Raw genomic sequence first — 23791 nt, 5'->3', positions numbered from 1 at the left:
TCGCGCGCCGAGGGTCTATCGCGGCATACTGGGCACCAACACAGTCGTCGTTGAAGGAACCTGTATGCAGTTGGACCCCGCGAGCGGTTGGTGTCAGGGCGTGCGCATATGCCCCTCGCCCAACTTCAATGCGCGCCCTGAGGGCGAAATCTCCCTGCTGGTGATCCACAACATCAGTCTGCCGCCAGCGCAGTTTCTGACCGGCAAGGTGCAGGAATTTTTCCAGAATCGTCTGGATGTCACGGAACATCCCTACTTTGCAGGAATCGCCGACCTGCGGGTGTCTGCGCACTTTCTGATTGAACGTGACGGCACCGTCACTCAGTTTGTCTCTTGTCTTGAGCGCGCCTGGCACGCTGGCGTCTCGTGTTTCGAAGGACGGGATACCTGTAACGATTTTTCCGTGGGCATTGAGCTCGAAGGCACGGATGATCTGCCGTTCACCGACGCCCAATATCAAGCGTTGACGGCCCTGACCCGACAGCTGCAAAGCGCCTTCACGGGTATCACCGCACAACGCATCTGCGGGCATAGCGACATCGCACCCGGGCGCAAGACTGATCCGGGACCGGCGTTTGACTGGGCACGCTATCGCGAGTCTCTGGCAAAAGCTGCTCTGGAAAAAAAGGAGTGACAATGAGTTTTCTGGTGCTGCTGTTGGCGGTGTGGATCGAGAAGTTCTCGGCCCTGCGCCATCGGGTTCAACGTGATGGGGGTTGGGTGCGCGAGCTGCACAAGCTTGAAGTCAACCCGCGCATGACAAACCGTCCGTGGCTGATACTGGTGGTGCTGGTGTTGTTGCCGGTGGCGCTGCTGGGTTTGCTGTTGGTGGTGCTGGAGCCGGTAGCCTACGGTTTGCTGGCGTTACCGGTGCACCTGCTGGTGGTCATCTACAGTCTGGGTCGTGGTGATTTGCTGGCCGACCTCGGGCCGTTCCGCGATGCCTGGCGCCGGGAAGACCTGCAAGCCGCCGCCCATGTGGCCAAACGCGACCTGAATATCTGCGCCGACAGCGGCGAGCAACTGCTGGAGCGAGTTGAAGGGCATCTGCTGTGGCAGGCCTATCAGAGCTTTTTCGCGGTGATCTTCTGGTACTTCCTGCTGGGCCCGGTTGCCGCGTTGAGCTATCGACTGCTGGCGCTGGCCGAGGAGCACGGGCAGAACCCGGCCGTGGTCGAGCGAGCGGCACAGCTGCGTCATGCATTCGATTGGGTACCGGTGCGACTGCTAGCGGCGAGTTTTGCGCTGGTCGGCAACTTTGTCGCGGTCGGCCGGGTGATGCTGCACGAGCTGCTGAACTGGAACATTAGCGCCGCCCAACTGATCGAGAAAGTCGGGTTGGTGGCCGGTGAAATTCCGGCGCCGGTGGTCGGGCCGGACGGCATCAACAGCCTGGACCGGATCTGGGAACTGCTGCTGCGCGCGGCGGTGCTTTGGTATGCCGGGTTTGCGTTGTGGACTGTTTTGTCCTAAGCCACAACGTATCTGAAGCGAACTTCATTGTGGCCTGGGGCTTGCCTGTGGTGAAGGGGCTTGCCTGTGGCGAGGGGGCTTGCCCCCGTTGGGTCGCGAAGCGGCCCCCAGCGTCCGTTCAGACAGATCGAGTTGTCCGGATTTACGACTGCTGCGCAGCCGAACGGGGGCAAGCCCCCTCGCCACAGGGGGCTCATCCGCTCCAACAACGGTTCCCCGCCGTTAACCTTAAGTTACAAAACCTTCCTCCGATTTAGGCTATACAGAGATAGCGCCAATAGTGGCTATCTGCTGTCTCTGCGCGCCTGCCATAAAAATAAGAATTCAAAGGGAGACTTCACAGTGAAGAGCTTGCTCTATCCCGCCGTCGCGCTGATGAACCGCCTGAGCTTCGGCATGAAGTTCAGCCTGATCAGCGTGCTGTTCCTCGTGCCGATGCTGGTGACCAACTTCTATCTGGTGCGCGATTCCTATCGCGAATTCCAGGGCACACGGGTCGAGCTGCAGAGCCTCGACCTGCTGGGTAGCGGCCTGAGCCTGCGCCGGGATCTGGAAACCCTGAATAACCTGGTGCAGATCAACGTCACCCTTGGCCAGTCCGGCAAGGCCGGTCATGTCGAGTCGAACATCAGCGCCCTGGAGCAAAGTGTTCTGAGCCGTTTGCAAGGGCTGGCGGCGATGACCACTGACCCGGAACAAATCACCTTTTTCGATGGCAAACGCGATGAAATGATCGCCGCGTTCAAGGCCCAGCAAACGGAAACCTCCCTGCAAAGCAAAAGTGCGCTGATCGGCAAGTTGCTCGGCAACGCGCAGATTTTCAGCCAGATCATTGCCAGTCAGGCCGGCCTGAGCCGCGACAGTCAGAGCGACATGCGTCAGCTGAGCGAGCTCATTACCAGCGTCACGCCAGCCGTCACCCAGACGCTTGGCGAAGGCCGGGCGATGGGCTCTTACTCGTTGGGACAGGGCTTTCTCAATTCGGCGTCAAGCACCCGTTTCGATGAATTGCTGGCGCAGATCGAAAAGCTTCAGGCCGAATACGGTCTGAAATTGCAGGATGCTCTGGGCTCCAGTAAAGCGGCGCACGAAACCCTGGCCGCTCAGGCTGAAAGCAGCAAGGCCTCTCTGAAAAAGGCCAGTGAACTGTTCGAAGAACAGGTGGTGATGGCTGACACCCTCGATGCACCGTGGCAGGCCTTTTACGATCAGGTCACGGGCCTGATCGACCAGACTTACCAACTCAATGAAGCCACCCTGAAGTTTCTCGGTACCCAGTTGCAGCAGCGGCTGGAGCAGCATCGCACCCATATGATCTTGCAGGTGGTGGCATTGGCGGTGGTGTTTGTGTTGATTTTTTACCTCTATGGCGGTTTCTACGCCTCGACCCGCACCACCCTCAAGCGGCTTGGCGCGGTGATGGATAAAGTGGCGGCCGGCGACATGACCGTGACCTTCAGCGCCAACAGCCGCGATGAACTGGGCGAGTTGGGTGAGGTATTCACCGGCACCGTGAAGAAGATCCATGATCTGATCGAGCGGGTGGGCCAGACCGTTGGTGAGGTCGAGCGTCAGGCCGGCCAGGTCGAGAACGTGTCCGCCCAGAGCAATCAGGCGGTAGCGGGGCAGCGTACGCAGATCGAGCAGGTCGCCACCGCGATGAACCAGATGTCAGCCACGTCTCTGGAGGTGGCGCGCAGTGCCGCAGCGGCCGTCAGCAGCGCCCACAGCGTCAATGACGAGACCATCAGCGGGCGCGGCCTGGTGGAGTCCCAGCAGGGCAGCATCGCTGCACTGGCCAGTGAGATCGATCAGTCGGTGCGGGTGATCAATCAACTGGCCAGCGACAGTCAATCCATCAGCCGTGTGCTGGAAGTGATCAAAAGCATTGCCGAACAGACCAACCTGCTGGCCCTCAACGCGGCCATCGAAGCCGCGCGCGCAGGCGAGCAGGGCCGTGGTTTTGCGGTGGTGGCGGACGAGGTCCGGACCCTGGCCAAACGTACCCAGCAATCGACCGAAGAAATCGAGCAGATGATTGCCAAGCTGCACAGTGGTGTCGGGGCGGCGGTCAAGGCGATGGGCACCAGCCATCAGATGGCCAACGGCACGGTCGGGCAGTCGGAAAAGGTTCAGCAGGCGCTGGAAAACATCCTCGGCGCCGTCGGCATGATCGTCGACCAGAACCAGCAGATTGCCGCCGCCGTTGAGCAACAGACTGCCGTGGCTCACGACATTGACCAGAACATCGTCGAGATCAACCGTGCCGGTGAGCGCACCGCTGACGGCGCACACCAGACCGAAAATGCCAGCCGAGCGTTGTCGGCGCAGGTGGTGGAACTCAAGCAATTGATCAGCGCGTTCCGGGTTTGATGCCACGGAGTTGATTTACTGTGGGAGCGGGCTTTTGTGGCGAGGGGGCTTGCCCCCGTTGGGTCGCGAAGCGGCCCCCGGCGCCCATCCAGACAGACCAAGTTGTCCGGATATACGACTGCTTCGCAGCCGAACGGGGGCAAGCCCCCTCGCCACAAAAGCCCACAGGTATTGCGTGAATCAACGGATCACCAGTTGAACAACTCGCAGGCGTTAGCCGTGCTGGCGGACGCCAGTCGTTCGGGGCTGACTGCCATGATGGCAGCCAGTGCCTCGCAGATCGCTGGCAAATGAGCCGGGCTATTACGTTGGCCGGGGAACATGGCGGGGGCCATGTCTGGTGAGTCGGTTTCCAGTACCACCGATTCAACGGGCAAACCGGCGAGCACGCGGTGCATGCGCAGGGCCTGCGGCCAGGTCGCGGCGCCGCCGAGGCCGAGTTTGAAACCCAGCTTGATGTATTCGCGAGCCTCTTCCTGGCTACCGGCGAAGGCGTGAATGATTCCCGCGCGCTTCAAGCGAAACCGTTTGAGCGTGGCAATCACCGCCGCATGGCTGCGTCGCACGTGAATCAGCGCCGGCAGATTGAAGTCTGCCGCCAGTTGCAGTTGGGCGTCGAACAGCGCTTGCTGGCGTTCACGATCCAGGGTTTCGATGAAGTAGTCCAGACCGATTTCGCCCACCGCGCATAGCTGTCGATGGCCCGCCAGACGCGTCAGCCAATCACCGAGTTCGGTCAAATCCTCAGGGCGATGGTCATCCAGATACACCGGGTGCAAACCGAACGCCGCATGCAGATCGGGATCGCTTTGCACCAGATCCCAGACCCGCTGCCAATTGGCCTGATAAACCCCCAGCACCACCATCCGCCGCACGCCGAGGGCGCGGCTCTCGGCCAGCAGCGCCTGACGATCCACGTCGAAATCCGGGAAATCCAGATGAGTGTGGGTGTCGATCAGTTCCACGGCTCAGTCCTGATGAATTCGCTGCTTGAAGGTCCGAGCGATGGCCTGCACGCCGGGCTGGTAATCAGCTTGTTCAATGGCCGCCAGCGCCAGTTGCAGCGCCTTGTCGGCGATCAGCTGATGCTGCTGGGACATGGCGTTGACCGGCAGCGGCAGGAAGTCCAGCAACTGCGTATCACCGAAGGTGCCCAGGCGTAGCGGGCGGGTTTTCAGCGGGAAGTCATGCAAGGCATCGAACACGCCCTGAAGCAGCACGTAGGAGGTGGTTACCAACGCATCCGGCAAATGGCCCAGGCGCTGAAGCAATTCTTCCATCAATTGTTTGCCGCATTCACGGCTGAACGACTCGCCGTGCTCGATCAGCGCCTCGCCTTTGAAGCCGTTCAGCGCTTCCTTGAAACCTGCGGCCCGCTCCTGGCTGATACTCAATTCAGGACGGGCACCGATCAGTGCGATCTGCTTGGGCAACGGGTCCAGCAGGCTGCGGGTAAGCTGCAGACTGGCTTCGCGGTCGTCACTGATCACCGAGCAAAAGTGCTCAGGCTCCATCACCCGGTCGATGGCGATGATCGGAATGCCTTTGGCCTGCAACTGGCGGTAACTGTCATCGCCGGCCGGCAGGCAACTGGCGACGATCAGTGCATCGCAGCGGCGGGCGCGGAACAGTTGCAGCAATTGCCGTTCGCTGTCTGGCGCATCGTCGGAGCTGGCGATCAGCAGCTGATAGCCGCGAGCCCGGGCGCCTTGTTCCAGCAGTTTGGCGATTCGCGCGTAACTGGGGTTTTCCAGGTCCGGCAGAATGAACCCCAAGGTGCGGGTGTGCCGACTGCGCAGTCCGGCGGCCTGAGGGTTGGGTGTGAAGCCATGTTGTTCGACAACTGCTCGCACGCGCTCGACAGTGGCGCTGCTGATACGTTGCTGTTCGGCCTTGCCGTTGATGACATAACTGGCGGTGGTCACGGAGACGCCGGCCAACTGTGCAATATCACTGAGTTTCAACCCGGTATTTCCTTGTTTATTCGAGCGTGCCCGGCATTTTCGCCAATCCTACCCGATTCGGCAGGCGATCATTGTGGCAGCACATCCGACAATTGGACTTCAAGGATGAGACATTATCGAGTAACGTGCCTAACATTCTAGATTAAACGTTTCAGCAAGCGTATTTTCTACGTTCCAGGTCGCTTTGGTCGGTTCTGCCGCGAAACCGCCAAAACTGCCCCTGAAAAGGCGCTCCCAAAGGGCCTAAGCTGAATCAATCAAAACAATACCTGGCGTCACATGGCGCCAAAAAGGAGAAAGCATGCTCGAGCTCACCATAGAGCAGATATCCATGGGCCAGTCGGCTGTGGATAAAGCCACCGCCCTGCAATTACTCGCTGACCGACTCGTGACCGATGGCCTGGTGGCGGATGGTTACCTTGCGGGCTTGCAGGCCCGGGAAGCCCAGGGCTCGACCTTTCTCGGTCAAGGTATTGCCATCCCCCACGGCACCCCGCAAACCCGTGATCTGGTGTTTTCCACCGGCGTGCGGCTGATGCAGTTTCCTGACGGCGTGGACTGGGGAGATGGCCAGATCGTTTATCTGGCCATCGGTATCGCCGCCAAATCCGATGAACACCTGCGCCTGCTGCAACTGCTGACCCGCGCCCTCGGTGAAACCGATCTGGGCCAGGCCCTGCGTCGCGCCAGCTCCGCCGAAGCCTTGCTGAAACTGCTGCAAGGCGCGCCGCAAGAATTGGCGCTGGACGCACAGATGATCGGCCTCGGAGTCTCCGCCGATGACTTCGAGGAACTGGTCTGGCGCGGCGCCCGCTTGCTGCGTCAGGCCGATTGCGTGAGCAACGGTTTTGCCGGCGTCTTGCAGCAGGTCGACGCGCTGCCGCTGGGCGATGGTCTGTGGTGGCTGCACAGCGAACAAACGGTGAAGCGTCCGGGCCTGGCGTTCGTTACCCCGGACAAACCCATGCGCTACCTCGGTCAGCCGTTGAGCGGTCTGTTCTGCCTGGCCAGCCTCGGTGAAGCCCATCAGGCATTGCTCGAACGCCTTTGCGCGTTGCTGATCGAAGGCCGTGGTCATGAGCTGGGCCGTGCCACCAGCAGCCGCGCGGTGCTGGAAGTCCTCGGCGGTGAAGTGCCGGCGGATTGGCCGAGCGCACGCATTGCCCTGGCCAACGCCCACGGTTTGCATGCGCGCCCGGCGAAGATTCTCGCGCAACTGGCGAAAAGTTTTGAAGGCGAAATCCGCGTGCGCATCGTCGATGGCCACGACAGTGCGGTGTCGGTGAAGAGTTTGAGCAAGCTGCTCAGCCTCGGCGCCCGTCGCGGTCAGGTGCTGGAATTCATCGCCGAACCAACAATCGCTGCCGACGCCTTGCCCGCCTTGCTGGCAGCCATTGAAGAAGGCCTCGGTGAAGAAGTCGAGCCGCTGCCGGCAGTGAGCCAACATCGCGAAGTGATTGCCGATGTTGCCGAAGTGCTGCTTGCACCGGCCTCCGGCAGTTTGATTCAGGCGATTGCTGCCGCGCCGGGTATCGCCATCGGCCCGGCGCATATTCAAGTGCTGCAAGTTATCGATTACCCGCTGCGCGGTGAGTCCGCCGCCATCGAGCGCGAACGTCTCAAGCAAGCGCTGGCGGATGTGCGTCGCGACATCGAAGGCCTGATCGAGCGCAGCAAGGCCAAAGCGATTCGCGAGATTTTCATCACTCACCAGGAAATGCTCGACGACCCGGAACTGACCGACGAAGTCGACACCCGTCTCAAGCAAGGCGAAAGCGCCGAAGCGGCGTGGATGACGGTGATTGAAGCCGCTGCCAAACAACAGGAGTCGCTGCAGGACGCTTTGCTCGCCGAACGTGCCGCCGACTTGCGCGACATTGGTCGTCGGGTGCTGGCGCAATTGAGTGGTGTCGAAACCCCGGCCGAGCCGGAGCAGCCGTACATTCTGGTGATGGACGAAGTCGGCCCGTCCGACGTGGCGCGTCTTGATCCGACGCGCGTGGCCGGCATCCTCACCGCTCGCGGTGGCGCCACGGCCCACAGCGCCATCGTCGCTCGTGCCCTGGGTATTCCGGCGTTGGTGGGCGCCGGTGCCGCGGTGTTGCTGTTGAAACCGGGCACACCGCTGTTGATCGATGGCCAACGTGGTCGCCTGCACGTGGACGCCGATGCCGCCACCTTGCAGCGCGCCACCGAAGAGCGCGACACCCGCGAACTGCGCTTGAAAGCCGCCGCCGAACAACGCCATCAACCGGCGCTGACCACCGATGGTCACGCGGTGGAAGTATTCGCCAATATCGGTGAAAGCGCCGGCGTCACCAGTGCGGTGGAGCAGGGCGCCGAAGGGATTGGCCTGCTGCGCACCGAGCTGATTTTCATGGCCCACTCGCAAGCGCCGGACGAGGCGACTCAGGAAGTCGAATACCGTCGTGTGCTCGATGGCCTGGCCGGTCGACCGCTGGTGGTGCGCACCCTCGACGTCGGTGGTGACAAACCGCTGCCGTACTGGCCGATCGCGAAAGAAGAGAACCCGTTCCTCGGCGTGCGTGGCATTCGCTTGACCCTGCAACGTCCACAGGTCATGGAAGCGCAGTTGCGCGCCTTGCTGCGTGCGGCGGACAACCGCCCATTGCGGATCATGTTCCCGATGGTCGGCAGCGTCGATGAGTGGCGTCAGGCTCGGGACATGACCGAACGTCTGCGCCTGGAAATCCCGGTTGCGGACCTGCAACTGGGGATCATGATCGAAGTGCCGTCGGCTGCTTTGCTGGCGCCGGTGCTGGCCAAGGAAGTGGATTTCTTCAGCGTTGGCACCAACGACCTGACGCAATACACCCTGGCCATCGACCGTGGTCATCCGACCTTGTCGGCCCAGGCTGACGGCTTGCATCCGGCGGTGCTGCAACTGATCGACATCACCGTGCGTGCGGCTCATGCTCATGGCAAATGGGTCGGCGTGTGCGGTGAACTGGCGGCCGATCCGCTGGCGGTACCGGTGCTGGTGGGCCTGGGTGTGGATGAGTTGAGCGTGTCGGGCCGCAGCATTGCCGAGGTCAAGGCGCGCATTCGTGAACTCAGCCTGACCCAGACTCAAACCCTTGCCCAACAGGCCCTGGCCGTGGGCAGCGCGAACGAAGTCCGTGCATTAGTGGAGGCCCTGTAATGGCCAAGATCTTAACCCTGACCCTTAACCCGGCACTGGACCTCACCGTTCAATTGCCGATGCTTACCGCCGGTCAGGTCAATCGCAGCGACGAAATGCACACCCACGCCGCCGGCAAAGGGGTGAACGTGGCGCAGGTGCTGGCCGACCTCGGGCATCAGCTGACCGTCAGCGGTTTTCTCGGGGAAGACAACCTTCAGGCGTTCGAAACCCTGTTTGCCAAACGCGGTTTTACCGACGCGTTTGTCCGTGTCCCCGGCGAGACCCGCAGCAACATCAAACTGGCGGAAAGCGATGGGCGCATCACCGACATCAACGGCCCGGGGCCGAGGGTCAGTGAAGCGGCGCAGCAGGCCTTGCTCGATCGACTCGATCAGATTGCTCCTGGGCATGACGCGGTCGTCGTGGCCGGGAGTCTGCCCCGTGGCGTGAATCCTCAGTGGTTGCGGGAACTGATCCAGCGTTTGAAAAAGCGCGGTTTGAAAGTGGCGCTCGACACCAGCGGTGAAGCCTTGCGCGCAGGTCTGGTGGCCGGCCCCTGGCTGATCAAACCCAACACCGAAGAATTGGCGCAAGCGCTGGGTTGCGAGGTGGTTTCCGTGGGGGCCCAAGCCGAGGCGGCGAGCCGTTTGCATGCACATGGTATCGAGCACGTGGTGATTTCCGACGGTGCCGACGGGGTGAACTGGTTCAGTGTCGGCTCGGCCATGCACGCCACGCCGCCCAAGGTCAGCGTGATCAGCACCGTTGGGGCAGGGGATTCGTTGCTGGCGGGCATGCTGCACGGTTTGCTCAGTGCCGATACGCCCGAACAAACCTTGCGCACCGCCACCGCGATTGCTGCCATGGCCGTTACCCAGATCGGTTTTGGTATCGGCGACACCGCGCAACTGGCGCACCTCGAACAGGGCGTGCGCCTGCGCCCCCTGACAGAACAATAAGAGGGTTTGCAATGAAGTTAGCCATTGTTACGGCCTGCCCGAACGGCATGGTCACCAGTGTGCTGTGCGCTCGTCTGCTTGATGCAGCGGCCCAGCGTCAGGGCTGGAGCACCAGTGTCGAAGTCGTTGATGCGGCCCATCCGGAACGCCAACTGTCGGCCGCGACCATCGAGGCCGCCGAGTGGGTGTTGCTGGTCACCAGTGCGCCAGTGGATATGTCGCGATTCGTCGGCAAACGCGTATTCCAGAGTACCCCGGCCCAGGCCCTGCAAGATGTCGAAGCGGTGCTGCGTCGTGGGGTGGAGGAGGCTGAGGTTTATGTCGCGCCCGAAGTCGCCGCCGAGCCTGCCGCCGCCGTTAAAAGCGCGCCACGCCTGGTAGCTGTCACCGCGTGCCCGACCGGCGTCGCCCACACCTTCATGGCCGCCGAAGCCTTGCAGCAAGCGGCCAAGCGTCTGGGCTACGATCTGCAAGTGGAAACCCAGGGTTCGGTCGGCGCGCGTAATCCACTCAGCGCAGAGGCGATTGCCGATGCTGACGTGGTGCTGTTGGCGGCAGATATTGACGTTGCCACCGAGCGTTTCGCTGGCAAGAAAATCTACCGTTGCGGCACCGGCATTGCGCTGAAACAGGCCGAAGCAACGCTGAACAAAGCCTTGGCCGAAGGCAAGCAGGAAAGCGCTTCGACCGGCGCCAAAGGCCCGGCCAAGCAAGAGAAGACCGGCATCTACAAACACCTGCTGACCGGTGTCTCGTACATGTTGCCGATGGTGGTGGCGGGCGGTCTGATGATCGCCTTGTCCTTCGTGTTCGGTATCACCGCGTTCAAGGAGGAAGGCACGCTCGCGGCGGCGCTGATGCAGATCGGCGGCGACACCGCGTTCAAACTGATGGTGCCGTTGCTGGCGGGCTATATCGCCTACTCGATCGCCGACCGCCCGGGCCTGGCGCCGGGGATGATCGGTGGTTTGCTGGCGAGCACCCTGGGTGCCGGTTTCATCGGCGGGATCATTGCCGGTTTCATCGCCGGTTATGCAGCCCAGGCGATCAACCGTTATGCGCGTTTGCCGCAAAGTCTTGAGGCGCTGAAACCGATCCTGATCATTCCGTTGCTGGCGAGCCTGTTCACCGGTTTGGTGATGATCTATGTGGTCGGCAAACCGGTGGCCGGGATGCTTGCAGGGCTCACGCACTTCCTCGACAGCATGGGCACCACCAACGCCATTCTGCTGGGTGTGCTGCTGGGTGGCATGATGTGCGTCGACCTCGGCGGGCCGATCAACAAAGCCGCTTACGCGTTTTCGGTGGGGCTGCTGGCGTCGCAAAGTTATGCACCGATGGCCGCGACCATGGCGGCTGGTATGGTGCCGCCGATTGGCCTGGGCATCGCCACATTCATCGCCCGGCGCAAGTTCGCCCAGACTGAACGCGAGGCCGGTAAAGCGGCGCTGGTGTTGGGGCTGTGCTTTATCTCCGAAGGGGCGATTCCGTTTGCGGCGAAAGACCCGTTGCGGGTGATTCCGGCGAGCATCGCCGGCGGTGCGCTGACCGGCGCGCTGTCGATGTATTTCGGCTGCAAGCTCATGGCACCCCACGGTGGGTTGTTCGTGATGCTGATTCCGAATGCGATCAACCATGCGCTGTTGTATCTGCTGGCGATCGTGGCCGGGAGTTTGCTGACGGCGGTGACGTATGCGCTGCTCAAGCGGCCGGAAGCGGTGGAGCTGGCGCTGGAACCGGCCAACGCTTAAAAGCAAAAGACGCCAAACCCTGTGGGAGCGAGCCTGCTCGCGATGAGGTCAGCACATTCAACATTGATGTTGGCTGTCAGACCGCATCGCGAGCAGGCTCGCTCCCACAAGGATTTGTGGTGTTGCCTGATTGTTGTGTCATACCTGATTCATGCGGCCATGTTTTAGTTTTCCTTTTTCAGGGAGAACACCATGAGCGAATTCGACCTCGGCCGTCGTCGCGTCATGCAAGCCGTTGGCGCCGGGCTGTTGCTGCCCGGCCTGGCCCCGGCGGTGATTGCTTCGGTCAAGGATCGGCCGCAACTCACCGATGGCGTGCAGTCCGGCGACCTGTTGGGCGACCGGGCGATGATCTGGAGCCGTTGCGACCGTGCGGCGCGGATGGTGGTGGAATGGGACACACGGAGCCTGTTCAGTCATCCTCGTCGATTCGTCTCGCCATTGGCCGATGCCCGCACTGACTTTACCGCCCGGGTCGAACTCACGGGCCTGCCGGCCGATCAGGCGATTTTCTACCGCGTGACGTTTGAAGACGCCCAAAGCGGTGTCGCCAGTGAACCCTGGTTTGGCCATCTGCGCAGTGTGCCAACCGCCCGGCGGGATATTCGGTTTGTCTGGAGTGGTGACACGGTCGGCCAGGGCTTCGGCATCAACCCGGACATCGGCGGCATGCGCATCTACGAAGCCATGCGTCTGCGCCTGCCGGATTTTTTTATCCACAGCGGCGACACCATCTACGCCGACGGCCCGGTGCCGGCGCAACTGACCACCGAAAGTGGCCGGGTGTGGCGCAACCTCACCAGCGAAGCCAAGAGCAAAGTCGCCGAAACCCTCGACGACTATCGCGGCAATTACCGCTACAACCTGATGGATGAAAACATCCGCCGCTTCAATGCCGAGATCCCGCAAATCTGGCAGTGGGACGACCACGAAGTGGTGAACAACTGGTCGCCGGGCAAGCAACTGGATGAGCGTTACAAAAGCAAAGATATCCACAGCCTGGTGGGGCGCGCGCGCCAGGCCTGGCTGGAATACGCGCCGATGCGCTTGCAGAGTGCCGATGACGGCGGGCGGATTTATCGCAAGCTGAGTTATGGGCCGATGCTTGATGTGTTCGTGCTCGACATGCGCAGTTATCGCGAAGCCAATGACGACAACCTCGGTGCCGCCAAACCGTTTCTCGGTCGAGAACAATTGGATTGGCTCAAACGCGAATTGAAAGGCTCCCAGGCCCAATGGAAAGTCATCGCCGCCGACATGCCCATCGGCCTCGGCGTACCCGACGGTGAAGTCAGCCCCGGTGTGGCGCGATGGGAAGCGGTGGCCAATGGTGACCCTGGCCCGGCGCAGGGCCGTGAAGTGGAAATTGCTGAATTACTCGGTTTTCTGCGGGCGCAGCAGGTACGTAATTTCGTGTTCCTCACGGCGGATGTGCATTATTGCGCGGCGCACCATTACCACCCGGACCGCGCGGCGTTTCAGGACTTCGAACCGTTCTGGGAATTTGTCGCGGGACCGTTGAATGCGGGGAGCTTCGGGCCGAATGCGCTGGATAAAACCTTCGGCCCCGAAGTGGTGTTCGAGAAAGCACCACCGGCGCAAAACACCTCGCCGTTTGCCGGGTTTCAGTTTTTTGGCGAGGTGAATATCGACGGGCAGACGGGGGAGATGAGTGTGGTGTTGCGGGATCTGGATGGGGTGGGGGTGTTTGAGCGCACGTTGGCGCCGGTGTGAGAAGAAGTAAGCCGACACTCGATCAATGTGGGAGCGACCTGTGGCGAGGGGGCTTGCCCCCGTTTGAGTGCATAGCACTCACAAAACCTTTGGTACATCAGAGATTTTGGGGCCGCTTCGCAGCCCAACGGGGGCAAGCCCCCTCGCCACAGGTCGCTCCCACATTTAATGGTGCGGTGTCAGTAGACGTCGCGGCGGTAGCGGCCTTGTTCGATCAGGCGGTCGACTTCTTCAATGCCGAGCAATTCGTTGAGCGCGTGATCCACCCCTGAAGCCATCCCCTGCAAACTGCCGCAGATGTAAATCACAGCGCCATCGGCCAGCCATTTTTTCAACTCGTTGGCAGATTCGCGCAAGCGATCCTGCACATAGATCTTCTCTGGCTGATCTCGCGAGAACGCCAGATCCAGTCGCGTCAGATCACCGTTGATCAACCACTCTTCCAGTTCCGCGCGGCACAGGTAGTCGTGCTCGCGATGACGCTCACCGAACAGCAGCCAGTGACGCTGCTGCCCGTCGGCAATCCGCGCCTTGAGCAAACTGCGCAACCCGGCCAGCCCGGTGCCGTTGCCCAGCAGAATCATCGGCACTGGTTCGTTCGGTAGATGGAAACCACTGTTGCGTCGTACCCGCAGGCTGATGCTGCTGCCCACGGGAGCGTGTTCGGTCAACCAGCCGGAACCGACGCCCAGGCTGCCGTCGGCATGCAATTCCTGACGCACGATCAACTCCAGCACACCGTCGGCGGCGATCGAGGCGATGGAGTATTCGCGCATGGCCAACGGCACCAAGGCGTCTGCCAGCGCTTGTGCATGCAGACCGACCAGATGCGCGCGGTTCTCGGGCAGTTGGCGGCTGGCCAGGGCTTGTTCCAGCGTTTGCGACAGGCCATCGAACTCCACCGTGGCCCGACCGTCGATCCCCAGGCCGTCGAGGAAATGCTCGATGGCCCACGGACAATTGCGCGGCAGCACTTCCACCAGATCCCCGGCCAGCCAACTGCTGGTAGTGGGGGCGCTGAGGCCAAGCAAATACACGGGCGAACCGCTGCTGTCCGGGTTCATCAATTCGCGGCGGGTCAGGGTCCAGTTGTCGTAGCTCGGCGCTTGCCAGGTATCCACCGGCGCCTGGCCCGTCAGCAGGCCGAGTTGCTGTTGCCAGTGACGCAGGGCGTAGGGGTCGCCGCTGTCGACCTCCACCGGGGCGAACAAGGTCTTGCCGCCGTGCTCACCCAGCCAGGTGTGCAAGCGGCGGGCGAAGCCGCAGAAGTGTTGATACTGGCGGTCACCGAGACCGAGCACGGCATAGTTAAGGCTGTCGAAGCTCAACGCCCGACCCAGCACTTTGCGTTCGAATCCTCGGGCGCTGTCCGGCGCTTCACCGTCGCCGAAGGTGCTGACCACAAACAGCGCGTTGCTGGAATCCTGCAGGTCCTGTTCGCTGACATTGGCCAACGGTTGAACCTTCACCGGCAACCCGGCGGCCTGCAATTGTCCGGCGGTCTGCCAGGCGAGCTGTTCGGCAAACCCGCTCTGACTGGCGAAGCCGATCAGCCATGCCGGTGCATCACCGCCCGGTTGTGCGAGGCCTTTGCGGGCGTCCTTGATCTGGCGTTTCTTGCGTCGACGGTCCAGGTACAGCAACCAGCCAGTGATGAAAAACAGCGGCATGGTCAGCGCGGCGATGGTCAGGATAATCCGCCCGATCATCCCGAAATAACTGCCAACGTGCAGCGCATAGATACTGGTCAGCAGCTGCGCCTTGAGGCTCTTGTCGCTGTAGCGGTCATGACGGCTGACGATGCCGGTCGCCGGATCGAGAGTGAGCTGGTTCCGTGCCTGGTCGTGGGGGGAGTTCCTCAGCAGGTAGAACACCGTTGCCGGTTGCCCGGCCACGGGCGGCATACGCACGTTGTAGGACGCAAGCCCAGGGCCGGCGGCGCTGTAGATGCTGCTCCATATCGCAGCGTAATCGGCAGTCGGGGCCGGGCCGCTTGGCGCAGGACCGCGACCACTGCGCACCCGCTCGTTCTGCGGCGAATCGGAAAGCAGCCGGGTCAGGCCTTTGTTGTACCACTCGTACGACCAGGATAGCCCGGTCAGCGCTGCCAAAAGATAGAACACCAGGCACCAGGTGCCGGCCACTGAGTGCAAATCCCAGTTGAAGCTGCGACCCTTTTTATTCCAGTCCAGGGTCAGCCAGGCGCGCCAGCTTTTCCACTGACGTGGCCAACGCAAGTACAGGCCGGACAGGCAGAAGAACACCAGAATCAGGGTACAGGCGCCGGTGATCTGCCGGCCGATATCGCCCATGGCCAGGACCCGGTGCAGTTGCAGCATCAGGCCAAAGAAATCCTGGCCGGTGACGTCGCCCATGAACTCGCCGGTGTACGGGTCGAAGTAACGCATCGGCCCGCGACGTTCACCGGGTGGCGCCGTGAAGATCACCCGCGCGGCGTTGCCGCTGTCGGTCTCGACCCAGAGCATCGAGACTTTCTTGCCCGAAGCGCCTTCGATTTTTTCTACCAGCTCGGCAGGTGGCAGTACACCGGCAATCTGCTTTTCGACGTGCAGCACAGAGGGGTTCAACGCCCGCAGGATTTCATCCTGGAACGATACCGCCGCCCCGGTGATGCCCATCAGGGCCAGGACCAGTCCGGCGCTGATGCCGAAAAACCAGTGCAACTGGAACAGGGATTTCTTCAACACGTCGCTCGCCTTGTTCGTTCAAAAGTCATCATCACGGCGCGCATTATGCCGTGAGTTGTCGAGAAGCATTCTTTTTTACACACAAAAGCCCCGTTCACTTCGATGAACGGGGCTTTGGCCTAATGCCAGTCAGTTACGCCGCGGAACTTGTGGGAGCGGCGGTGCGGCGATCCGACTTGCCCGCGAAGACGGCGGTACAGTCACCTTTGATGTCGCTCCATACACTGCTTTCGCGGGCAAGCCCGCTCCCACAGGGATTCTCGTTTAACTGACTGGCATTGGGCTTTTGGCCTTCATGTTTCTGTTATCAGAAGTGGAAGTTGGCACTCAGCAGGGCGGTACGGCCCGCCGCCACATGGGCGTAGTGGTTCTGGAGTATCTGATCGAAGTAACGCTCGTCGGTCAGGTTCTGCACGTTGAGTTGCAGGTCGACGTTCTTGGTCAGGCGGTAGCTGGCCATCGCGTCGTAACGCCAGTAAGACGGGATCTCCACCGAGTTGGCGACGTTGCCGAACTGGGAATCGACGTAGGTCGCACCGGCACCGACGGTCAACTTGTCCGGCACCAGGTCGTAGGTCGACCAGAACGTGAAGTTGTTCTGTGGCGTGCTTGGCATGTGGTTGCCTTCATCGGCGGCGAGGGTGGTTTTGACCACTTCGCTGTCCATGTAGGTGTAGCCGCCGAAGACTCTCCAGTTACGGGTCAGCTTGCCGGCGTAGCTCAGTTCCAGGCCATTGACCTGCTGTTCGCCGTCCAATACTTGCGTGGTGCCGCCGTCCGGATCGTTGATCCGCGCGTTGGTTTTCTCGGTGCGGAACAGCGCGGCGGTCAGCGACAGATCGTCACCGAAGAAGTCCCACTTGGTGCCGATTTCGTAGTTGCGGTTCTTTTCCGGATCCAGACGGCTGTTGTTCGCTGCCAGTTCCAGGCCACCGTTGCCGCTGGTTTCGCCGGCCGGGTTGCTGGAGGTCGAGTAGGCCGCGTAAATGCTGCCGTTAGGCAACGGGTTGTAGACCACGCCGATCTGGTAGTTCACCAGGTCGCTGGTGTTCTCACGGGAGAAACTGCCCGCTGGCGCTGTGCTGCTGGCGTTGGCGAAGCCACTGGATTCGACCTGGTAGTTGTCATAACGCAGGCCCAGGTTCAGGGACCATTGCTCGTTGAACTTCAGGGTGTCGAACACGTAGGCCGCGGCGGTCTTGACGTTGGTATCGGTGAAGGCTTTGCTGTCGGTGATCCTGCCGTTCCAGTTATCCCCTGGCGTCGGGTTGTACAGGCTGGTGCAGTCGCCGGAAGTGAACAGGGCGCTGTTGCATCGCGTGCCGCTGGCGCTGGCGCTGGAGGTCAGGAGGTACGGACGGTTGTGGGTGTCCTGGTGGGAAAACTCCAGACCGGTCACCAGACTGTGCTCGATGGCGCCGGTGTTGAACCTGGCGCTCAGGTCGGTCTGGTTGATCCAGCCGCTGGACGTCGAGTTACGGCTCTTCGCACCCCGGTACACGTTGCCATTGACCACGTTGCCCTTGCTGTCGTCCGGGTTGGTGACGATGTAGTCCAGGGTCGAACGGGACATGCGGAAGCTGTTCGATACGGTCAGGTCTTCATTCAGATCGTGTTCGATCTTGAGGGTGCCGCTGTCATTGGTGGTCTGGCGAAAGTCGCGACCGGTGAGGCCGTAGAAGTTGTCGCGGTCAACGTTGGCCGGCTTGTCGACGTTGTGCTTGCTGCGGTTGGGGCTCAACGTCAACGGGATGCCGTAGTCGGGCATGTCGTCGGTCTCGACGTGGTAGTAGCCGACGGTCAAGCGGGTATCGGTGCCCAGGCCGAAGGCGAAGGACGGCGCCACACCCCAGCGACTGACATCCACGGTATCACGGCCGGCGACGTTAGCTTCGTGCTTCATCAGGTTCAAGCGTAAGGCCGAGGTGTCGGTCATCTGCTGGTTCAGATCAAGGGTGGTGCGCTGGGTTTGATCCGAGCCCCAAGTGAAGCCGCCGTTGTAGGAATTGCCCAGCTTGGGGGTCTTGCTCACCAGGTTCAGGCTGCCACCGGTGGAGCCGGCGCCGGTGAAGGCTGAACCCGGGCCCTTGCTGACTTCGATCGATTCAACGTTGAAGATTTCGCGGCTCTGGGACGCAGGGTCGCGCATGCCGTCGACGAACGTGTCGCTTTCGGCGTTGAAGCCGCGAATGATCGGACGATCGCCGGCCGGGTTGCCGCCTTCGCCGGCACCAAAGGTGATCCCCGGGGTGGTGCGCAGGGCGTCGACCAGACTGGTAGCGCCGGTGTCGCGAATCACTTGTTGCGGAATCACGGTGACGCTTTTCGGCGTCTCGCGCAGTGGCGCGGTGTACTTCTTGGAGGCCGAAGTATCGGTCTTGTAGGAGGTGTCGTTCTGCTCGCCCACAACGCTGGTCGCGTCCAGGGAAATCGCATTGTTCGGTGCTTTTTCGTCGGTCTTCTCGGCCGCGAAAACCATGTGACCCGCAGAGCCGGCGGTGATCGCCACGCCAATTGCAGACGCGAGCAAGCGTGGTGAACTGACCGTTGATTGTGGTTGTTGGCGTGACATGTGAATTCCCCTCCCCAAGGATTTGAGGCCGCGGAATGTAGAGTAAATACGTATTTGTATCAATTGCGAAACGTTGCTATTCGCGACAAATTTACATTCTTTACAATTTACCTTTACGGTTTTTGCCGTTTCATTCGTCACGCGGGTTTTACACGGGCAATAAGAATCAATACCATTAGCGCCCCTTTGCCTTCAGGTGTCTTTCCATGTTGCTGCACATTCCCGGCGTGTTCGCGAAAGAAGAAGTGCAGCGTATTCGCGAGGCCCTGACGCAGGCGGATTGGGCCGATGGCAAAATCACCGCCGGTTACCAGTCGGCCAAGGCCAAGCACAATCTGCAACTGCCGGAAGGGCATCCGTTGGCCAAGGAAATCGGTGCGGCGATGCTCGAGCGGTTGTGGAAAAATCCACAGTTCATGTCGGCGGCGTTACCGCACAAGGTCTTCCCTCCGTTACTGAACTGCTACACGGCTGGTGGCAGTTTCGACTTCCACATCGACAACGCCGTGCGTCAGCCCAAGGGCAGCATCGAGCGGGTGCGCACCGATTTGTCGGCGACGCTGTTCTTCAGTGAACCGGAGGACTACGACGGCGGCGAACTGGAAATCCAGGACACCTTCGGCACCCAGCGCGTGAAATTGCCGGCAGGCGACATGGTCCTGTATCCCGGCACCAGCCTGCATAAGGTCAACGCCGTCACTCGCGGCACCCGTTACGCCTCTTTTTTCTGGACGCAAAGCCTGGTACGTGAAGACAGCCAGCGCGCCTTGCTGTTCGAGATGGATGGGGCGATTCAACAGTTGACCCAGGACATGCCCGACCATCCTTCATTGATCCGCCTGACCGGCACCTACCACAACCTGTTGCGTCGCTGGGTCGAGGTGTAAGTGACGGACTTTCGGTTGCACCGCGAGGAAATCCTCGACGGCGACCGCCTCAAGTCGATGCTCGAAGAAAGCCCGGCGCGAGCGGCTCAGGCGATCCTGATCGCCGCCCGTGAAGGCGTGCTCGATGCTCAGGCGTTGCTCGGGCAGATCCTGCTCGACGGCCGTGGCATCGCTCAGGATCAGCCGCTGGCGCTGCGCTGGTTCGAGATCGCCGCCCAAGGCGGACACTTGATGGCGCGCAACATGCTCGGCCGTTGTCATGAACATGGCTGGGGTTGCACCGCCGATGCTTCGATAGCTGCGGGGCATTATCGTGTTGCCGCAAAAGCCGGACTGGATTGGGCGATGTACAACTACGCCAATCTGCTGGCTACTGGTCGTGGAGTGATCGGGGATCAGGTGCAAGCGCTGAATCTGTATCGGCAAGCAGCTGAATTGGGCCACGCGAAGTCGATGAACCTGCTGGGGCGTTATCTGGAAGAAGGCCGGGTTTGCCCGGCAGATCCGCAAGCAGCCCGTGACTGGTATCGACGCTCGGCGGTCGGCGGGGATTTTCGTGGGCAGTTCAGTTATGCAGCGGTGTTGGCGGATGAAGGCAAGATCGACGAGGCGCTGGGTTGGCTGCACAAGGCACTGGCCGGAGGAAACGTAAATTTTTTGCGGGTGAGCGTTGAAGCATTGTCAAGCGCAAATCATCCACAGATTCGTGGGATGGCTGAAGTTTATCAACAGCGATTATCTCAATGGGTCGCATTGTAACGGGTTCAATATTCCTGTCAGTGATCACCTAGGCACTGTACGAAAAATACTGTCTCAAACACCGCATGGCGCAAGCCAGTGAGACCATCGCCGCATAACTTTTCGCGAGCTTGTCGAAGCGCGTGACGATGCGGCGGTTCTCCTTTAGCCAGCCGAACATGCGCTCAATAATGTTGCGCTGTCGGTATTTGGGGCGATCAAACAGTCTAGGTAATCCTGGCTTGGGTTTGCGCTTCATCGTGCGCAGCGGGATAACCGGCTGCATCCGATAGCGGTCGCAGTAGCGCCGCAACGCTTCGGCGTCGTAGCCTTTGTCGGCCAGCAACCATCGGCAGCGCTTGCGAGGGCGCCCTCGCGAACTTGGGATGTAAGCGTTATCCAGCAGCGGCTGTGCATAGGCAATGTCGCTAGCTTGCCCGCCGGACAGTAGAAAGTTCAGCGGTACGCCATTGGCATCGCACAGCATGTGAATCTTCGTCGTCAGGCCGCCCCGGCTTCGTCCGAGGGCATGGTCTTGCGGTTCTTCAGGCCCCCTTTTTTCCCAGCACCAGAAGAGGCCCGGGTTGCGCGTACCGCCGTGGAATCGATCATCCAGGTCTCCAGATCAATTAACCCTTGCTCGTTCAATCTAATGTGAAGCCGCTTAAGCATCTGGTCGAATGTCCCGCGATTGCGCCAGTCACGAAAGCGCTGATACACCGTCGACCATGGGCCGAAGCGCTCGGGCATGTCGCGCCAGGCAGCGCCCGAGCAGAGCACCCAGAGCACGCCGTTGAGCATCAGCCGATCATCTGCTCGTGGGCGTCCGTTCCGGCGGGGTTCACTGAAAATGTCTGCAACCAAATCCCAGGCTGCGTCGGGAAGTTCGTAACGTTTGGCCATCGTGGGCTCCTGCCTTTGATGGACGCGGACTTTACTGAGTCCCGACGATTGCTGGGTTCAAATGAGTTTCATCTGATTTCGTACAGAACCTAATAGTAAAATTTCCATATTAAAAATGTCGTACTGTAAAAGTGGGTGTGCGTGATATTTGTTGGGTCTGAACTCTGCTCTGACTAATAGGTTTTAATATCTGCTGTCTTGAATTTTAATATTTAAAGACTTGTTGATCTGTGTCGTATCGCCTTAAGGTTGTTGTCGCAATATTAGTAAGTGTCGCCGGAAGCGGCTATTCAGTATTGTTGTTGAATTAATTTTTCTTAAGATTTGAAAAAGACAAGGAGTCTCTGATGGAATTGAAGGTGGATAACAAGGTGGTCGAAGCCGCCGCAAAAGCACCCCGGGTATTTGTGAGTGCATCGCTGGGTGAGGGTGAAGAATATAATCGCGGAACGGGGATACAGTTAACCAAGGATCAGATTATCAGTCTGAAGAAATATGAAACTTTGGGGCTGTCTCTTCCTGTTCGGCTACAAGATGTAATTGCATACTTGAATTACGGCTCGGGTGATCAGGGCGGCGTGGGGCTGACCGCCGGTGACTTTCTACGTACATTCACCATGACCTATGATCATGCCAAGCGCTGGTCACCATTGCGCGAGCAAATAATGCTGACAGGCACCGACCTGAAGATTTTTGCCGGCAGCATTATCAGGACAGGTAACGGAATTGTAGATGTGTATGAGGACCTCAAGGCATCGAAATACCTGGAAGAGCACAATATCAATACGCCGGAAGAATATCTGAAACTGAAACTACAGATTCCAGGTCTTCCCGATCTTGAGCTGTCTCCGGAAGATGTTCCGGATATCAAAGCCTATCTCAATGACCTGCTGTCCAAGGTCAAGCAATGTCATCAGAAAGCCGAGCGGGTGCGAGCCGAGCTGGACAGTTTTGGCACTGATATGCGTGCGCAAGTGCTACCGGAAATTAAGTTGCGGCTGGAGTTTGTTTCGAGGAATACATATCAGGCAGATATTAAGGTTCTTCAAGGTGAAATTGACCAGCGTTCGAAAGAGATTGATGACCTTAATAAACAATATGATCAGCTGGTTCAGGAAGCGATCAAAGCTGCAGCAACCCTTAATATTGGCGGGTTAATTCTCGGCATCTATCAGGGTGTCAAAGCTGAACAGATACGCAGTCAGCGTAATAAGCTTAAAGAGTTACAAAAAGCCGCCAATCATTTGATGGCCAGCAAAAGCCAGACACTGAGTTCCTTGAACAAAGTGCGTGATGATCTCCAAAACCTGAGTTACGTAGCGATTGAAGCTGAAGTAGCGACTCAAAATATTATGCTGGTATGGAATGCATTGAGTACCTACATTGAGGGTTCTATAAAAGACGTCGATATGCTGGAGGAAGCAACCTCCTTGAGACGATTCAAAAATCAGATGCTCAGTATCGTGGAACCTTGGGAACAGATAAAAGTAAGTTCGGATCAGTTGCTCAGCGTGTTTGCAGAGGCTGAGAAAGATTATGAGAGCAATCGTTTGACTTTTTGGGGTGGAATGGCTATGCGTTCGTTAAATTATAATTTGGATTTTCCAACTTTTAATGTGGCAAATCTGCGCGGCCATAATGCTGCGGTACAAGGATCGAATACCTCTGCGCAAATGCTTTTCGAGCAATTCGATTACTTGCCGGGTACCGTTGGTGCAATGAATAATCTGGCGCTCGCTATCAACAAGGCAACATTTGATCTGCGCATTCAGGCTCAGTCACTCACTCTTTATCTGGAGCGTGCCGAGAAAAAGCTGAAAGGCTACCAGGCAGAACTGGTTTATCCAGACGATGCGGACGAGGTTCGTGAGGACATGGAGGTGGAGCTCAAGAATCTGTCCAATAAAGTCTCCGCACATACTGAAGATTTAAAAAGTATGCATAAGGGTGTTAGCACCCCATATGACAGGGGGGCTTCGGAAGAATGGATTGTTACTCTCACGCAGGATCGCACATTCGCGGAAGACCTCAAGAGTAAAACCGATGAAAAGCTGACAGAACTGAGCGAGCAGATGAAGTCGGTGTCCGAAGCGATCGACTTGATCGCAAAAGCTGGAGTCGAAAAAATCGGCGAAGAGGCTCAGTTGTCGCTTGAAAGTTTGAAAACGCTAGGCTTGGCGCCACCGCAGGTTGAAGTCGCGTTATTGGCTATTGATATGCTTAAAAAAATGATCTCGGGTATTGGTGAGGCTATTTCTTTTCTCAATATGTTGGCCGCATATAACCGACTCAAGGAGAAGGCAGGTGATTTGCGAGTACAGTCGCAAAAGTACGCTAAGGATATTGTCTGCATTGATGGGAAAATTAATCTGGTCAAGGCATTAAATGAGTTGGATGACGGTCGTTCGAAATACGTGAATGAGTTTTCGAATCTGATTGGTGACATTGAAAAGTTTTCTCGTGAGTTTAGGCAAGATGCTTCGCTGTCCGTCGAGGTGCGAGCGGATAATGCGATTGCCAAAATCGTAGATGTTATTAAATACTTGAAACCTATTTATCAATAATTAGGGGTTGAGGGGGCTGG

Annotated in this window: 15 protein-coding genes and 1 pseudogene; 11 read left to right on the top strand and 5 right to left on the bottom strand. The window is 59.3% G+C overall.

Annotated features, from left to right (window positions below):
* Window positions 1-64: 64 nt before the first annotated feature.
* The 4 genes and pseudogenes from ampD (at window position 65) to ACQKPC_RS05095 (ending at window position 3846) form a co-directional block, all read left to right on the top strand.
* Entirely contained in the window at window positions 65-634 is a 570-nt protein-coding gene (gene ampD / locus ACQKPC_RS05110) for a 1,6-anhydro-N-acetylmuramyl-L-alanine amidase AmpD (protein WP_427623410.1), read from the top strand.
* A gap of 2 nt (window positions 635-636) precedes the next feature.
* Window positions 637-1473: a regulatory signaling modulator protein AmpE gene (ampE, locus tag ACQKPC_RS05105; protein ID WP_427623409.1), complete on the top strand. Its 837-nt coding sequence runs from the start codon at window positions 637-639 to the stop codon at window positions 1471-1473.
* Between the two features lie 375 nt (window positions 1474-1848).
* A pseudogene (locus ACQKPC_RS05100) lies at window positions 1849-2988 on the top strand (HAMP domain-containing protein); the annotation flags it as partial.
* Between the two features lie 144 nt (window positions 2989-3132).
* A complete protein-coding gene (locus tag ACQKPC_RS05095; RefSeq protein ID WP_370694719.1) occupies window positions 3133-3846 on the top strand; it encodes a methyl-accepting chemotaxis protein in 714 nt (237 codons plus the stop codon).
* 188 nt (window positions 3847-4034) lie between these two features.
* Here ACQKPC_RS05095 and ACQKPC_RS05090 read toward each other — a convergent pair whose 3' ends face one another.
* Together ACQKPC_RS05090 and cra are read right to left on the bottom strand one after the other, a co-directional pair.
* Window positions 4035-4811 (bottom strand): TatD family hydrolase, encoded by a 777-nt coding sequence (locus ACQKPC_RS05090; RefSeq protein ID WP_427623407.1) that lies wholly within the window; start codon window positions 4809-4811, stop codon window positions 4035-4037.
* Window positions 4812-4814: 3 nt separating this feature from the next.
* Window positions 4815-5810, bottom strand: coding sequence for a catabolite repressor/activator (cra, locus tag ACQKPC_RS05085; RefSeq protein ID WP_007900424.1), 996 nt, complete (start codon window positions 5808-5810; stop codon window positions 4815-4817).
* A gap of 301 nt (window positions 5811-6111) precedes the next feature.
* Here cra and ptsP point away from each other — a divergent pair, with 301 nt between their 5' ends.
* The 4 genes from ptsP (at window position 6112) to ACQKPC_RS05065 (ending at window position 13399) form a co-directional block, all read left to right on the top strand.
* Complete coding sequence (ptsP, locus tag ACQKPC_RS05080; protein ID WP_427623406.1) at window positions 6112-8973, top strand: phosphoenolpyruvate--protein phosphotransferase; 2862 nt, start codon at window positions 6112-6114, stop codon at window positions 8971-8973.
* Entirely contained in the window at window positions 8973-9914 is a 942-nt protein-coding gene (pfkB, locus tag ACQKPC_RS05075) for a 1-phosphofructokinase (protein ID WP_427623405.1), read from the top strand. Before ptsP ends, pfkB begins: the two co-directional genes overlap by 1 nt.
* A gap of 11 nt (window positions 9915-9925) precedes the next feature.
* On the top strand, window positions 9926-11665 hold the full coding sequence (locus tag ACQKPC_RS05070) for a PTS fructose-like transporter subunit IIB (protein ID WP_427623403.1): 1740 nt from the start codon (window positions 9926-9928) through the stop codon (window positions 11663-11665).
* A gap of 192 nt (window positions 11666-11857) precedes the next feature.
* Complete coding sequence (locus ACQKPC_RS05065) at window positions 11858-13399, top strand: alkaline phosphatase D family protein (RefSeq protein WP_427623402.1); 1542 nt, start codon at window positions 11858-11860, stop codon at window positions 13397-13399.
* 179 nt (window positions 13400-13578) lie between these two features.
* Here ACQKPC_RS05065 and ACQKPC_RS05060 read toward each other — a convergent pair whose 3' ends face one another.
* Window positions 13579-16107, bottom strand: coding sequence for a PepSY domain-containing protein (locus ACQKPC_RS05060; protein WP_427623400.1), 2529 nt, complete (start codon window positions 16105-16107; stop codon window positions 13579-13581).
* Between the two features lie 307 nt (window positions 16108-16414).
* On the bottom strand, window positions 16415-18679 hold the full coding sequence (locus ACQKPC_RS05055; RefSeq protein WP_427623398.1) for a TonB-dependent receptor: 2265 nt from the start codon (window positions 18677-18679) through the stop codon (window positions 16415-16417).
* 206 nt (window positions 18680-18885) lie between these two features.
* On the opposite strand from ACQKPC_RS05055, the gene ACQKPC_RS05050 reads away from it, so the two are divergent.
* Together ACQKPC_RS05050 and ACQKPC_RS05045 are read left to right on the top strand one after the other, a co-directional pair.
* Window positions 18886-19566 carry a Fe2+-dependent dioxygenase gene (locus ACQKPC_RS05050; RefSeq protein ID WP_123721297.1) on the top strand — a complete coding sequence of 227 codons (681 nt, stop codon included), beginning with the start codon at window positions 18886-18888 and terminating at the stop codon, window positions 19564-19566.
* Between the two features lie 57 nt (window positions 19567-19623).
* Window positions 19624-20325, top strand: a complete 702-nt coding sequence (locus tag ACQKPC_RS05045; protein WP_427623423.1) for a tetratricopeptide repeat protein — start codon at window positions 19624-19626, stop codon at window positions 20323-20325.
* A gap of 28 nt (window positions 20326-20353) precedes the next feature.
* Here ACQKPC_RS05045 and ACQKPC_RS05040 read toward each other — a convergent pair.
* Window positions 20354-21207 (bottom strand): IS5 family transposase gene (locus ACQKPC_RS05040; RefSeq protein ID WP_123498784.1). Its coding sequence is split into 2 segments (ribosomal slippage): window positions 20354-20863 and window positions 20866-21207, totalling 852 coding nucleotides; the frame shifts between segments, so codons are not numbered across the junction.
* Between the two features lie 347 nt (window positions 21208-21554).
* On the opposite strand from ACQKPC_RS05040, the gene ACQKPC_RS05035 reads away from it, so the two are divergent.
* Window positions 21555-23771: an alpha-xenorhabdolysin family binary toxin subunit A gene (locus ACQKPC_RS05035; RefSeq protein ID WP_427623396.1), complete on the top strand. Its 2217-nt coding sequence runs from the start codon at window positions 21555-21557 to the stop codon at window positions 23769-23771.
* Window positions 23772-23791 lie beyond the last annotated feature (20 nt).

It is taken from the genome of Pseudomonas sp. NPDC089918 (assembly GCF_050280605.1).
Classification (GTDB): domain Bacteria; phylum Pseudomonadota; class Gammaproteobacteria; order Pseudomonadales; family Pseudomonadaceae; genus Aquipseudomonas.
This window is presented reverse-complemented; position numbering and strand designations above follow the sequence as displayed.